This is a genomic window from Mucilaginibacter kameinonensis, assembly GCF_003675385.1.
Classification (GTDB): domain Bacteria; phylum Bacteroidota; class Bacteroidia; order Sphingobacteriales; family Sphingobacteriaceae; genus Mucilaginibacter; species Mucilaginibacter kameinonensis.
This window is the reverse complement of record NZ_RCWZ01000004.1, coordinates 105,070-119,562: the sequence shown is the minus strand read 5'-3', so window position 1 is coordinate 119,562 and position 14,493 is coordinate 105,070. Positions and strand designations below refer to the sequence as shown.

The following is a 14,493-nucleotide window of genomic DNA, read 5'->3' as shown; positions in this document are numbered from 1 at the left end:
AGTGAGTACCGTAAAATTCAAGTTTAAACAGCCCCACCTAAACCAGTTAAAGATTCTCAAAAGTACCGCCCGATATGTTTGTATCGCAGCAGGTAGACGATTTGGTAAAACAGATTGCATGATGACACTTGCGTGTCTAACAGCAGCTAAAGGCAAAAGGGTATTCTTTATATGCCCGACTTATAAACAGTGCCGGGATTGGTTTAAAAACATATTACAATTAATCCCCGGTGAACTGGTAGCCAGTACTAACAAATTAGATTTAACTATTGAGTTTGTTAATGGAGCTGTGGTTAAGTTCTTTTCAGGTGAACCTGATGCAGTAGAACGTATGAGGGGTTATGAGGCTGATTTAGTCCTGATAGACGAGTTTTGTAATATCAGCAATCAGAACTATGTCTTTTACGATATCGTTCGTCCTCTGGTAGCTATGACAGCGGGAAGGGTATTCCTGATATCTACTTTCAAAGGTACTGGTAACTTTTTCTATCAGGCATATCTAAAAGGCAAACAGGGTATTGATGGGTGGGAGTCATTCAAATTTAAATCTCTTGATAACCCTTTCTTTCCTAAAGCAGAGTATGAGCAAATTAAAGCCAGTACACCATCAATAACCTTTGCACAGGAGTTTGAATCAGACCCGCAGGCCAATCAAAGCAACCCGTTCAAAGAGGCTGATATCAACCGTAATATCATTAAAGAGTTAAGTAATGAACCTACAGTAGTGTACGGTATAGATATAGCGAAGGGTAGTACAGAGCAATCAGATGCTACAGTGATTATCGGGTTATCAGCTACGGGCCAGATGACATACTTTGATAGGTTCAGGCTAAATGATTATGAACTACAGTATCAAAAGATTTTAAATCTGCCATACCCTAAAGCCCTAAAAGTAATTGACAGCAGTAGCTTTACAGCGGGTGGTGTTATATATGAGAGAATCAGAAATGAAGGACATAATGTTATTGGGTTTGAGTTTACCAATAAGAGCAAAGCCCCGATGATCTTCAATCTTGTTAATGGGGTAGAAAGGAACGAATTGAAGTTTATAGAAGCTGTGGCCGATGAGATGAAAGTGTTTGAGATGAAATATTCTGATAAATCCAATGTAGTTAAACTACAGGCTCAACAGGGTTATCATGATGACTGCATAGCAGCTTTGGGTATGGCCTACAAGTATCTTCAACGTACCATACCAAATACCAATTTCTTAAACACATTTGGTTTTGCCTAAAAGCTTAAACCTATTTGCCCCGGAGTTAATAAACTGGGCTTAAACCTCCGGGTAGGATAATATTTATCTGAAAGTGTTTATGAGCAAATCAGAGGATTTATTGAAAAGAATACCCCGCAATTATAAAGAGGTAAATTACCTGAAATATATTCAGATAATGCAGATTCCAACAGAGCCGGATGAAGCAAATTATGATGTTGAAGAATATAACGCATATGTCCAGTATGCTATGTTATCTATCCTGTTAGATGTATCAATAACAGAGTTAACACAACTCCCGGCAACTACAATCATATCCCTGTTAACAGCAATCAACTTCATGAATACACCCATACAAAAGACACGGTGTGATCTCGATATAAAAATGATTGAGGAAATCACCTATGATGAATGGGTTGCCTTTAACAAGCTTAACGCAGATGGTCAGCAGTGGGAGAATATGCCCCAAATCTTAAGGCTATTAATTAAGAACAAATCAGATCAGGAGATAGCTAATCTATCAATTTACGATGTGATGCAGTTTTTTTTTGCGCTAACCAGATCAACGCTGAAATCTTTGAATCGTTTCCGGGTTTGTTTGGCTTGGAAGATATTGAAACAGATAGTGAGGGAGAAAATTCAGAAGATAATCAAAATGTTTTGGCACAAATAAATCAAGATGCCCAAAAAGAGTTTAACCGTTTATGGGGGTGGACTGATTTAGCTATGAATGTTTCCAAAGAAATTGGTACACCCTACTTACAATGTATTGAATTACCGGCCTTATACGTGTTAACATTAGCCTCATACCTCATAGCTAAAGTAAAAATCTTAGAATCTAAATACAAAAAAGCCTAAACAGCAGCAAAATTTTAACCCCTGAAAAATGGCAATCCAATCAAGAGCAGCAGCAAGCAGAGCAGCCAGAGCCTCCGCATTATCTCAAATCTCCCAATTAGGAACTGCCCGGAGTGAATTTACCACGGCTGACATGTTCAGCACTGCTGAAAACGATGTAGCCAGTTTTATAGAAAGAGTTAAAGAGCGGATTCAATCGGCTGATATGGTTGTGACCGGGGAGATTGAAAATATCAAGATGGAAACATCTGAATCTGGTATAAAAATTTTAGCCCCGGCCTATTTGCTGTTTCAGGATAAAGGTGTCCGGGGTGCTGAAAGTTCCGAATTGGCACCGGATTCACCGTTTGCCTATAAAGAGAAAATGCCCCCTTATTCAGCTTTTATCAACTATATCAATACTAAAAACATTCAGCTTCGTAATGAAGAATTTTTACACGGTAAACCATCCCCGCACGAAGACTTGGAAGGAGATGAAAAGGCTATCAAGACTGCTGCATTTTTGATGGCTCGAAAGGTTTACAAAAAAGGCTTTAAACCCCGGAATATTTTTACTCCTGAAATACCGCAATTAGTAGAAGATCTGCAAAAGACTATTAAAGGCTTTTCGGCTGATTGGATAAAGTCAGGTATTAAGGGCGGAGCCTCCGGCGATGTATTTAAAAGGGCTACAACAGATTGATTTCAACGTAAGATACAGCTATGTGATTTTTCCCTGCCACAAGACCAATACCTTCAAATAGTTCAGTGTCAGATTCCCAAACAAATTTAAAAGCAGCCCCCTGTTTTGTGATAGTAAGAATACAATGACATACTGATGCGTTATTCTTTTCGATAAATCTGCAATCGTATTGGCCTTCAATTCCTGTACTATCCGGATATATCTTTACGGCTATTTCATTATCAATGCTGTAAACATTACCATTGAATAATCCTGTATTCGTGTACACAGCATTGAGCAAATTACCATTATCCAAAATTTCAAAAACTTCAATGCCGTATTTGGGTGTCATCTTCTAAAGGTTAAGTATCGAAGGTATTAATATTTATCCTAAAAGAGATGATTACAATTACCTCACAACCTCAAAAGTATACACCTGTCATGAACAACCCTGTCATTTTTCAACTGAGAAGTGATAGAAGTTCTATTCTATACTTTATAGTTAAAGTTTTAGCCTCAGATAACAGCATCATTTCAACTCAAAAGTATTATACAGTTCCTCCTATACCTCTGGGAACATACTTTGATTTGTCTTCTATCTTATCAAACTACGTCGATTACCAGTTGGTCAATACCGAAAATATAGTTGAGGAAACCCCGGCTTTATCATTAGCCTACAAATTACAGATTACGGAATACTACTTAAGTATTGGGGTTTTAACTCAAGGTGATACTTTAAGCACCGGCTTATATGATGTTTGGAACGGAGAAATTGATAGAACTCATTTTACGGATTTCAACTATAAACATTACACATTATCATCAGGCTATACCGGAACAATTCATTTCTTAACCCATAAGCCAACTGTAAATGCTATCTATAAAGATTCAACTGAATACCTGTACTATTTAAATGATGGTCAGGTAGCAAAAGCTAAGTTTGATTTTTACGGCCAAAATAACCAATTGGTAAGTACACAATACATTACAGGTGTTACACAAAATGCAGGTAGATTAAATGTTAGTCCCAATACTTTAACAAATTACTTTGGTACAGACTTTTCAGGTTTGTTTGGTCACCAATTCCAAATCCAATTTGCGCTTCAATTCGGTGATTCTCTTAAGCTTTTAAACTCTTATTACTATACAGTTCAACTAACAGATTCATCAGGAAATACCCTTTCCGAAAAGAGAACATACGTGTTGAAAGATGCCTCTAAATGCCGGAAATCATTTCAATTAATGTTTAGTAATCCGTTGGGTGGCTTTGATAGCTTAAGCTTGTTTAACCCGCAGGAGCAAATAAGTTCAGAAAAAACTACTATTGGAAAATATCCCTTTCAACTAAACTCATCCGGGGTATATTCAGATATAAATAATGGAATCTATAATGAAACTTCAACGGTAATTAACATCACAAATACCAGTCAATACACAGCGATTACAGACGTTTTAAGCGATGATTCAGCTAAGTGGTTACGTAGTATCATTACCGCTGAAAAAGTTTATGTGAGGCTTGATAACAGCAGGTATTACCCCGTAACGTTATTTAATAGCTCTTATACTATCAGGCAGAAAAAGTACTCAACTGATAACAATAGGTTGGAGATTACTTTCACTTGTGATGTTCCCGGATTATTTGATTAACGACCTAATATTTATCCTAAAAGATAATGGATATTTCAGGTTACACCTCCGGCATTACTGCCAATATAATTAATCAGACTTTACCGTTTACTATCAGTCCTGCTACTATAGGAAATGCTTTCAATACACTTGCTAACCTTACTAAAACTAACGTTGAAAGTAAGTTAGACATATCTGGCTCAACCTTATTTATAACAGGGATAACATCGACGCAAGTTACTAATGCTTTAGGTTTTACACCTTCACAAGTGACCGTTGGTTCATCAACAGGTTCAATCAATTTGCAAAACCCCGCAAATATTCTATTAAACACTTATGTTCAGACATCAGCCAGTTTCAATTTAATAACATTTAGCGGTGTAACATATTATTCTTCTGTTAGTGGCAATACCACCTATACAATTGGTGGCTATATATCACCTTCAAGTACATTAAGTTTGAATTTAAGATTTGAGGACATTAACGGAAATTCCTTAAGTGGGGTTACCTTAAATAATATTGCACCAACAGTATTTACAACGCCGTCAGCCTGTACGAAAATCTATTATTCAGTTCAACGTTACGACAACACTTCGAATACCAAACCCTATAATAATGTAATGTTATTGGCAGGTGACCAGTCGGCTAATTATCCCGCCTATGCACCGTATTTATCAAATGTAAACAGCATCAACAATAAGAATATTGAAGCGCAATATTTGACGAATGGTATTGTTGTGACCCCGATGACAGGAGATACTTATGTCGTTACTCAAAAACAATTAAGAGATAAAGGTTATGGAGTACCAACAATCACAACATCAATAAATCTTCAAAATCCGGTAAATCAAATAACCGGACAGTGGATAACCCCAAATGACGGAAGCTATGTTACGTTGACGGGAGCGGTATTGCTCTACAGCCCGGTTACCCCCGGTAATATTTACACCTTAAGCGGTTATCATCATCCTAATTTTGCGGGCGGTCAGCCTGTTTCAATAAGGTTTGAGGACGCAAGTAACGCTAAGATTAGCTACGCTATTTTGCCATCCGGTGAAACACCGTACACGTTTACCGCCCAAACCAATTGCACAAGGGTAGTCTACGGTGTTTTTAGAACATCATTCCCTCAGCCTTACAGCCAGATTCAATTGGAAACAGGTAACACAGCAAATGTTTATGTACCATTTAGTTTTCCGGTTGTTACCGCTATTAATGGTTACATGATAAGCGGGGCTACAGGTGCATCGAGTAGCACCGGGGACACTCTTACCATTTTAAATTCAGATAAAATTGTTTTCGCAGGTTGCTCTTACATTGAGGCTGCCGGGGTGGCAGTAAAAAATAAAGCCATTGTTAACAGGGTTGCAGCGCTAACAAATTATCAGGTATATAACTATTCACAGGGTGGCGATAGGTTAGTAGATATCACAGATAGGTTAAGAAAAAATACCCCTACTCAATTTACATCGAGGGGCTTTGGTATAAGAGATATTAACCCGACATACATAACCGTTCAAAATATCGGGAACGAAACTTTAAATAGTGGTATTAGCGATTCTGATTTGTTTAAAGAAGAATTGAAAGAAGTATCAGAAACTATTTTAGCATCAGGTGCTAAACCTATATATAGTAATGATTATTTCATTAAAAATTCCTTCCTATCTAATATTTTCAAAACTGTAGCTGATGAATATGGAGCGTATTACCACGAACAGGGCGTATTAGGTGAAAAAATAATTACACAAGGTGTACCCGCAATTAGGTTCTGGGGTACACACCCGGATACCCGTGCCATTTCTTACAATGTTAATGAATGGACATATTTATTTAATAAGGCAATCCCAAATCCTAAGAAATCAATTAAAGGATTTAGAAAAATAGGGGAGTTAGCTATTAATTCAATTCAGGATTTAAACTATGATACCATCCAACAAAGAAGTTCAAAATGGTCAGAATTAACGGTAGGTCATTATGGGTTGACTGAATCAAATGAGGCAAACGGTTGGGGGTATATGGACAAGATTTCGGGCGCAACTTCATACACAAAAGGTACTGCTTACACTGATGAGTATCTCGAATTGATGAGTAAAAACGCAGTTTCGTTTACGGATTTTGCTTTGTGGGATTTAACGTTGGATAAAATCAATAACACATCAGCAACCATTTACATACAGATGCCACAAAGCGGGGCAACTAAATTCTGGTTGAAAGACTACTTTAACAGTGCGGATTATGCTTTTCCGGCAAAGAGCAATCAATCTATTATCTTAACAGTTGACAAAACTACTTATACAGGTACATCTATTACGATTGGTGATATTTATACTTCAAGTCAGGTTCTAAATGGCACAGGCGGTACAATCAGTTTGATAGCTAAAGGTAAATTTTATAGTCCTACTACTGGTTATATCATTGGGTTTGAAACCTTAAATCAAGCTCAACCATCAACTATTGTTTATGATACTACAGGTACTACTACTTTAGCAACTACAGGCTCAACAGGTTCAACCACTATTAACTATTCAAAAATCAATAGTACGTTGACAAGGCATAGTTTTGCATTCTTAAGTACATACGGTAAACCCGAAGGTAGTTTTGCTAATGTAACATCAGCAGCAACTTACAACAATGGCTATTATCAATTAACGTTATCTGCATCGGATTTAAAAAGATATGTAAACTACGACAATTTGAAATTGGTTGTTGATTTATCAGGCAATACATTTTCTATTTCCGACATCTATGTACAATATAACGGTGGTGTAGAAAAGAAAAACAAAAAGGTAGGTTATAGCCCTAAATTATCGTTTACAGAGAAGATTAGTGATAATACTTTTGATAGCGGTTGGACGGGTTCGGGCAGATGGTCAAACAGCGGTGCTACTTTGGTAAGCAGGAGTTCAATAAACAGGGATTATCCATCTTTAATCAGCCCTGCTATCAATCATATTGAATTAGGTTATGATGCAGATGGTAACCCTAACAAGGTTTTCAGAACTATTAACGTTACTGCCAAAACTGGAACAAGAAAGGCTGTTGTAAGGGTTAATGCTGAACTGTTCCCTAAACTTTACAGAACTGATCTAACCCCGGATAGTGAAACAACTAACACCCGACAAATTAAAGCTGATAGCTATGATGCGGGTACGGTATGTTTAGGTATCAAGGGTAATAACATCGTTAACATCCTAAAACAAAGGGTTGAAATTGGATGGACTGATGTCTACTTTGAGTTTGATATACCACCATTTCAAAGCACGTTTGAGTTAAGTATTTTCCGAGACGTATTAGACGTTATTGATCCTGTGAATTACAGAAATCATCTGTACCCGCTTTGCGTTTGTTGGGTTAGTTGCCAGATCGAAGGGGAATAAAAATAATAAGGGCTGCATTCGCAGCCCTTTTGTATTATTGTGTTTTAACATCGGCACAATGATTACTATTGTTTCTAACCTTACCGGATTTGATATTTCATCTGATATTCAGTTTCCAATGAATATTGAGGGCTTTGAGGTTGATTGTAATAATAAAAGGCTTGAAGCAATTTTTTTTAAAAAGCAAAATATTGCTCCATATGTCGGATTGAATACCTATAATTCATTTGTTGACAACATTAATATTTACGGTGATATTGAGCGAGTTGATAATGTTGCTATTTTTAAGTATCAGCAGTTCGCTGCTAAATTTCTTTATCGTTTTCAAATATCACTGTGGCTTATAAAAGACAATTCTGTTAATTTTCATTGGATTCATTCCATCGCTAATGACGGGGATGAAATACCTGTTCGGTCTCGAATTTTTAATTTGATGTATTCAAATTCAAGTGGCAAATTTTCCAATACAAAATTTGATAAAAATGAACTTAATAAAGTTAAGTCATTAATGATACAAGTGAATGATTTAATCCAAATTGATGGACTTGAAAAAATAGAGTTAGATTACTCTGAATCATCCAATGTAAATTCCTCTGGTAAGAATAGTATACCATATAAGCTTTATAACAAAATTAACAGAACATTTGATTTCTTAAGCTATGCAAGAGAAACGGATTCCCTGCCTATGAAGATATCGTTTTATATGTCATTGTTTGAATGTTTATTCGTAACGAATAGCACGGAAATTTCACATCAATTGGCTGAAAGAGTTACTTTATATATTGGAGGAGAATTAAAAGAGAAGATTGAAAACTATAGAGCTATTAAAACTGCTTATGGAATAAGGTCGAAATTTATGCACGGAGATACCATCAGTGCATCAAATGAAAAGTTGGCTGAATCTTCAATTAAGATGGATAGCCTTGCAAGGGAGGTATTACTGAAAATAACTATCTCGGACGCAAAGATTTTTTTGCTAAAGCAAGACGACTTTGAAGGTTATTTTATGAATTTGATTTTTAAAAGTGATGGAGAAATCACAGACGGATTATAATACTAAAAAAAAGGCTATCGTCATGATAGCCTTTCTTTTTAGCGTAAAGAATACTTTTTGGGGCGATTATCATCGGACTTAAGTATCTGTTTAACTGTTTCCATATTTGAAAGATATTGCGGTACTGGTGAACCGAAGTGGATACCGTTTTTGTTAAGGTATTCTTTAACCTCACTTACTGTAGCCGAACCCAAAACCTTTAAAACGTCTATAATCTTTTGATCGTTACTTTTCTTTTCACCCGCTGGTTTTGCTGGCTTTGATGAACCCTTTTCCTTTTTTACTACAGGGTTATGTTTAATAGTAGGTTCACCTTTAAAAACTTTTAAACCTTCTTGAAATGTTTCGATGTTTGCATCAATATCAGCAATATTCCATTTTGCTTTTATAGAAGCAACTTTTATATCAAATTCAGATTGAGCCTCCGCTAATTCTTTTGTCAAATTTTCTTCTATAGTGCTTTTCTGACTTAGTAGTTGTTCTAACTCTTTTTGTATATTTTCTATTAACTGCTCTTTTGACATAATCTTATATTTTTTTAGTGTTTATATTTTAGATTTATACAAATGTATAAATTTTTTTGAATCGTGTATATTTTCAAAAAAAAATTATTCTATTCTAAATCGAATATTTATCTAAAAAGATGAGTAATCTAAATTTTAAAATATACTTAATAGAAGATAATGGCAGCTATGCTGAATTAGAATGTGAATCTTTGGGGGACGAATTTACAACTTCATTTTCTACTACTGTTATTCAGGATATAAGCCAACGCTTAGATTCTCTAAGTAAAAACATAAGCTTAAAAGCTACACCTAATAACAATAGGGTTTTGGGGAATTTATATAGCCCTTCGAGGTTTTCAGATACTACATTACCTGAGAAATTATATTATAACTTTTCACCAAATAGGGGTGTACAGTGTCAAATCTTTGAAGACTCAATAATGATTTTTAAAGGTACTTTAAAGATTACCGGGGTTGATCTTGATAGCAACGGTAATTATACTTATTCAGCAGTTGTTACCGGAAGCTTAGTTGATTTCTTTGGTAAGATCGGGAATGATCTGTTAAGCAATGTATTTGTAACAGATTACCACCACCACTACACATTAACGAACATAGTTAATAGTTGGAATATGAATTACAATGATGGTTTAACAGAGCCTTATCATGACTTTTTCTATCCGCAAATCGATTATGGAAAAACTATTGTTCAGAACCCCGGCAAGTTTGATTTGCGCAATTTTAGAACCGGGGTTTATCTTAAAACCTATTTTGATAACATCTTTCAAAAATATGGTTATACCTATTCCGGTGATTTTATTAATTCTGATATTTTCAAAAAGTGTTTTATACCCTATGCTGAACAGGAGTTTTCTAACGCAGTTAAAAAAGTCTTTTATACTGATGTTACCACCGGGGCAACAACCTATAATTTTACTTCTTTAAATCATTCTGCTGCTATCGATTTGGGAGCAATAGTTGATAGCCAGTATATCAAAAGACAAACCCGAACATTTACCGGGGTTGATGTACATACTTATGTTTTGACCAGAAATGTAACTACCCAATTGGATTTATCAGTTAACTTTTCTGCTACTTCTTTAGATGGTACAGGTTCAACGGTAAGCTTTGTTTTATTCCAGTTAGACACCTCCGGAACTCCCATTACATCTACTAATTCAGAATATCTTTTTCCTACATCCGGTATAACTGGTTCAACACATCTTTCATTGGCTTTAAAATCTTACCTGAAAGGTGAAGGTTTCGGCATTGTGGCTAATACCACTTCAAATACAGCTTCTATAACTGTTAATAATGCTGTGTTTAATTTAGGGGCATCAGGAGTTACTTCACAAGTAGAAATCGTTTCGGGGGATACCATCAACTTAAGAGATGTAGTTCCCCAAAATGTGATGGTTAAAGATTTTCTAAAATCACTATTGAAGTTTTTTAATTTATATTTTTTAGAAAATCCAAATGTTCCCAACGATATTATTATTGAACCTTTTGATAGTTTTTACCAGAAGGCATTAACCCCGGCAACTTATGCTTATGATTGGACTAAAAAAGTAGATTTAAGATCAGCATCAAAGATTTCTTTCAATACTCAGTTACCGTCAGTATATAATTTCAAGTTTAAAACGGATGATAACAATTATTATAACAAACTTTATACAACTAAGTATGCTGATGTTTCCTACGGGGATTTCTCCATAACTAATAGTAAAGGTGTAGCAGCCGGATTAGATATTGAAGTAGATTTTTCACCAACAATTATAGTTAAAGAAAACGGTGATGATAAAATATTACCTGCCATTTTTAAAGGTGAATTAACTGCTAAACAATCCTATAAAAGTAATTTGAGAATCTTATTCAATAATGGTTATACGTCCTGCAACCCGTATGATATAGTCTTAACAAATTCGGGGGATACTGTAACGTATACCACCGTATCATCAGGTTTAACATTAACTAATAAATCATCTCATATTTTAACAGATACCAACGGTACAGGAATTTTTAGTTTATTATTTGGTGTACCAAATGAAGTTTATATGCCTTTAACGCAAGATATATTTACCCTGCCAAATATATATTCAGATTTCTATCAAAACCAGATTTTAGAATTGAATGATGATAATGTTGCTGTGTTTGATTTTAATGTGCTATTATCTGCAACAGATGTATCAAATCTTGATATGAGAACCCCGGTATATATCCAAACTAAAGCCGGGGGCATGTATGCCAAAATTTTAAATATTGATTACTACAACTCTAAAGAAACTTCGCAGGTTAAACTTCAAAAGATAGTGTTATAAGAGGGTTAAATCCGGCCTTAAAGATCAGGTCAGCCGAATATTTATCGAAAACGATAAATGGCTACAAATACAAATAATGGGGCTGAACAAGTCATATTAGATATATCCGTTAACGGTACAGATCAGGTTAAAGAGGCTACACAGGAAGTAGGTAAATTAGGTTCTAAAGTTGGTGAAGTCTCGAAACAACCTGTAGGTAATTTAGATGGTTTCAAAAACTACAAACAGTTAATCCGTGATGCTACCAGTGAGTTACAGAAAATAGAACAACAGCAGGGTAAAAACTCTGCTGCCTTTTTGCAAGGTGCTAAAGATTTAGCTGAACTAAAAAGACGTGCAAGTGAATTTAAGGATACCCTCAACAGCTTTTCTCCCGAAAATAAGTTTGCTGCTTTTTCTAAAGTAGCTTCTGGTGCAGCAGGTTCATTAGCCGGGTTCTCCGGTGGTTTGATAGCATTAGGTTTCAACTCTGAAAAATCATCGGAAAACTTAGCACGCTTGCAGGGTTTGTTAGCATTCTCTCACGCTTTATCAAATTTAGATGACCTCAAAAAAGGTTTCTCCGATTTGGGTAGGGTGATTGCTGCTCAATTTTTACCTAAACAAGCCTATACCAAAGCTACTCAGGAACAAACTGTAGCTAACGAGGAATTAGTAACCTCTAATGAAGCTTTAGTAGCTGCTCAAACAGAACGGGCTGCTGCTGAAACTGCTTTAGCTACTGCTATTGAAAATGCTAACAATCTAAAGGCTGAAAGTGAAGCAGCATTAGCAGAGGCCAGAGCAGCGGGCTTAGATGCAGAAACTGAACTATCAGGAGCAGAAGAAGCTTATTTAGAACTGGCTGCTTTGGCTGCTACAGCTAAACAGGAACAGATCGCATTACAGGAAGCTTATAACGCTGCTTTAGCACAAGAAGCAGAATTAACGGCTGCTAATACCGCTGCACAGGGGGCTTTGGCTGCTACAATAACTGTTGAAACTGTTGCCACCGGGGGCGCTACTGTAGCTACTACTGCTTTTGGTACTGCATTAAAAGCTATAGGTATTGGTTTAGTAATTGCCTTGATAGCAACTTTGGTTACCCAGTGGGATAACCTTAAAGCCGGTATCTCAGGTTTATTTCCTACAGTAAAAGCTTCAACCGATACTTTCCATTCATTTATGGAGGTTGTTAACGGTGTTGGTTTAGTAATTCTAAAGGGTTTAAAAGTACCTATTGATTATGTTATCACCAGTATCAAAGTTCTGATTGATGTTATAAAGTTAGATTTCAAAGCTGCTGCTAATGACCTTAAAGACGGCATTAAAAATGTTGCTGATGATTTAAACGTAGTTGCCAATTATCAAAAAGGGGCTGCTAATAAAAGAGCAGCTTATGCAGAGGAAGCCCGAAAAGAAGAAACCCAAAAAACAATTGAGCAAAATGATAGGCAGCTTAAACTATTAAAAGCGCAAGGTAAAGATGCTACTGCTTTACAGATAGAAAACGAAAAGCTAAAACTTTCTGTACTGGATAAATCAGATAAAGACTATCAAAAGAAATATGCTGATGGTCAAAACCAGATAGCAGTAATTCAGGCAGAAGCAGATAAAAAGATTCAGGATAAAAAAGATAAAGATGCTAAAGCTGCTGCTGAAAAAGCTGCTGCTGCTTTAAAAACTGATTTAGATGCTATTAAAAAGCAAAATGAAGATGCGTTAAAAGTAATAGCTGAAGGTACGCAGGATGCCCGTGATAAAGAGTTAACAGATTTAGATGTTAAATACAAAAAAGAGTTTGACCTTTTAGAGAAACGAAAAAAAGATCTAAAAGATTACAACACTGAATTCAACAATTTGACAGAAGCCCGCAAAAACGAAGAGTTAAGGGTTAATAAGAAATATGATGACCAGATCGCCGAATACTTAAAGAGCATCGAAAATGAAAATCTATCAACATATGATAAGGCCATTCAGGAAATCAATAAGAAAATTGATGAACAATTAAAGAACGCAACCCCGGAGCAAAAAGAGTTGTTAGAAGCATCCCGCAATGATCAGATCAATAATCAGAGGTTGCAGAAGATAGGTAACAGCGTTTCAAATCATGCAGATGCTAAAGATGTACAGGTCAACCGTAATAACAAAGCAAAAGATACTGATACAGCCGATGTAGCTAAAAACAAGGTTAACGCAAATGAAAAGGCTGATACCGACAAAGAGAATGCTGAGTTTCAGGCTAAGTTATTAGGGTTAAAAGGCCAAAATGATGCTATTGAATTGCTAACACAACAACATGAAACAGCTTTAACAAATATCGCTGATAATGCAGCAGAAGCCCGCAAAAAGATTGATGAAAACGCATTTGAAGCAAAAAAAGAGATTCAAAGTGCGGAAGCTGATTTATTAGGCGGTTTTGGTTCGTTGCTTGAAGATATTGGTGAAAAGAACAAAGCGATAGCAATCGCCGGGATTGTTGCGGAACAGGCAGCAGGTATAGGCAAAATTGTTATAAATACTCAGGTAGCTAATGCTAAAGCTGTAGCTGCTTCGCCTATTACTTTTGGTCAGCCTTGGGTAACCATCAATACTATTTCAGGTGTTTTAGCGGGTGCAGCATCAATAGCAGCCGGAGCAAAAGCAATTAGCCAATTAAAGAGCGGTACGGCATCAGGAGTTGATTCTCCATCTTCAATATCAAACGGTGGGACACCATCAGCACCAATTATCAATAGTACAGTTTTACAACAAAACGGTTCTCAGGATATTGTTAAAGCTGTTCAAACTGAGAAAAGTAAGCCCGTAGAAGCTTATGTTGTTTTGAAAAGTCTAAAAAATGCGGAGGCAAAAGATAGTTTAAACAATAGCTTATCTTCTTACTAAGTGTATCCCCGTACT

The 14,493-nt window shown here is 36.0% G+C and carries 10 protein-coding genes; 8 read left to right on the top strand and 2 right to left on the bottom strand.

The genetic code is table 11. From position 1 onward, the window contains the following. The first annotated feature begins 1 nt into the window (after position 1). From EAH55_RS18900 to EAH55_RS18890, 3 genes are all read left to right on the top strand, one after another. The gene (locus tag EAH55_RS18900) at positions 2-1,234 is read left to right on the top strand and encodes a terminase large subunit domain-containing protein (protein WP_262707306.1); all 1,233 of its coding nucleotides are present in this window, start codon (positions 2-4) and stop codon (positions 1,232-1,234) included. Positions 1,235-1,313: 79 nt separating this feature from the next. Continuing rightward, a complete protein-coding gene (locus tag EAH55_RS18895; protein WP_121811022.1) occupies positions 1,314-1,886 on the top strand; it encodes a hypothetical protein in 573 nt (190 codons plus the stop codon). Between the two features lie 213 nt (positions 1,887-2,099). Beyond that, positions 2,100-2,753: a hypothetical protein gene (locus tag EAH55_RS18890; protein ID WP_162996956.1), complete on the top strand. Its 654-nt coding sequence runs from the start codon at positions 2,100-2,102 to the stop codon at positions 2,751-2,753. On the opposite strand, the gene EAH55_RS18885 is transcribed toward EAH55_RS18890, so the two are convergent. Then, on the bottom strand, positions 2,740-3,084 hold the full coding sequence (locus EAH55_RS18885) for a hypothetical protein (RefSeq protein ID WP_121811020.1): 345 nt from the start codon (positions 3,082-3,084) through the stop codon (positions 2,740-2,742). The genes EAH55_RS18890 and EAH55_RS18885 overlap by 14 nt on opposite strands. Positions 3,085-3,131: 47 nt before the next feature. On the opposite strand from EAH55_RS18885, the gene EAH55_RS18880 reads away from it, so the two are divergent. From EAH55_RS18880 to EAH55_RS18870, 3 genes are read left to right on the top strand one after another with little or no spacing between them, the layout of a single operon-like run. Continuing rightward, the gene (locus EAH55_RS18880) at positions 3,132-4,379 is read left to right on the top strand and encodes a hypothetical protein (protein WP_162996955.1); all 1,248 of its coding nucleotides are present in this window, start codon (positions 3,132-3,134) and stop codon (positions 4,377-4,379) included. Positions 4,380-4,405: 26 nt separating this feature from the next. Beyond that, positions 4,406-7,735 carry a hypothetical protein gene (locus EAH55_RS18875; protein WP_121811018.1) on the top strand — a complete coding sequence of 1,110 codons (3,330 nt, stop codon included), beginning with the start codon at positions 4,406-4,408 and terminating at the stop codon, positions 7,733-7,735. A gap of 58 nt (positions 7,736-7,793) precedes the next feature. Further along, the gene (locus EAH55_RS18870) at positions 7,794-8,789 is read left to right on the top strand and encodes a HEPN domain-containing protein (protein WP_121811017.1); all 996 of its coding nucleotides are present in this window, start codon (positions 7,794-7,796) and stop codon (positions 8,787-8,789) included. A 38-nt stretch (positions 8,790-8,827) separates the two neighbouring features. Here the strand turns inward: EAH55_RS18870 and EAH55_RS18865 are convergent, their stop codons facing one another. Continuing rightward, positions 8,828-9,313: a hypothetical protein gene (locus EAH55_RS18865; protein ID WP_121811016.1), complete on the bottom strand. Its 486-nt coding sequence runs from the start codon at positions 9,311-9,313 to the stop codon at positions 8,828-8,830. Positions 9,314-9,432: 119 nt separating this feature from the next. Between EAH55_RS18865 and EAH55_RS18860 the strand changes: the two genes are divergently transcribed. Together EAH55_RS18860 and EAH55_RS18855 are read left to right on the top strand one after the other, a co-directional pair. Further along, a complete protein-coding gene (locus EAH55_RS18860) occupies positions 9,433-11,613 on the top strand; it encodes a hypothetical protein (protein ID WP_162996954.1) in 2,181 nt (726 codons plus the stop codon). A 57-nt stretch (positions 11,614-11,670) separates the two neighbouring features. Further along, positions 11,671-14,478 (top strand): hypothetical protein, encoded by a 2,808-nt coding sequence (locus EAH55_RS18855; protein ID WP_121811014.1) that lies wholly within the window; start codon positions 11,671-11,673, stop codon positions 14,476-14,478. Positions 14,479-14,493: the final 15 nt, after the last annotated feature.

Bases quoted from the DNA above. Each gene is read 5' to 3' on its own strand.
- EAH55_RS18895 (WP_121811022.1), top strand. From the start codon at position 1,314: ATGAGCAAATCAGAGGATTTATTGAAAAGAATACCCCGCAATTATAAA.
- EAH55_RS18890 (WP_162996956.1), top strand. From the start codon at position 2,100: ATGGCAATCCAATCAAGAGCAGCAGCAAGCAGAGCAGCCAGAGCCTCC.
- EAH55_RS18885 (WP_121811020.1), bottom strand. From the start codon at position 3,084: ATGACACCCAAATACGGCATTGAAGTTTTTGAAATTTTGGATAATGGT.
- EAH55_RS18880 (WP_162996955.1), top strand. From the start codon at position 3,132: ATGATTACAATTACCTCACAACCTCAAAAGTATACACCTGTCATGAAC.
- EAH55_RS18875 (WP_121811018.1), top strand. From the start codon at position 4,406: ATGGATATTTCAGGTTACACCTCCGGCATTACTGCCAATATAATTAAT.
- EAH55_RS18870 (WP_121811017.1), top strand. From the start codon at position 7,794: ATGATTACTATTGTTTCTAACCTTACCGGATTTGATATTTCATCTGAT.
- EAH55_RS18865 (WP_121811016.1), bottom strand. From the start codon at position 9,313: ATGTCAAAAGAGCAGTTAATAGAAAATATACAAAAAGAGTTAGAACAA.
- EAH55_RS18860 (WP_162996954.1), top strand. From the start codon at position 9,433: ATGAGTAATCTAAATTTTAAAATATACTTAATAGAAGATAATGGCAGC.
- EAH55_RS18855 (WP_121811014.1), top strand. From the start codon at position 11,671: ATGGCTACAAATACAAATAATGGGGCTGAACAAGTCATATTAGATATA.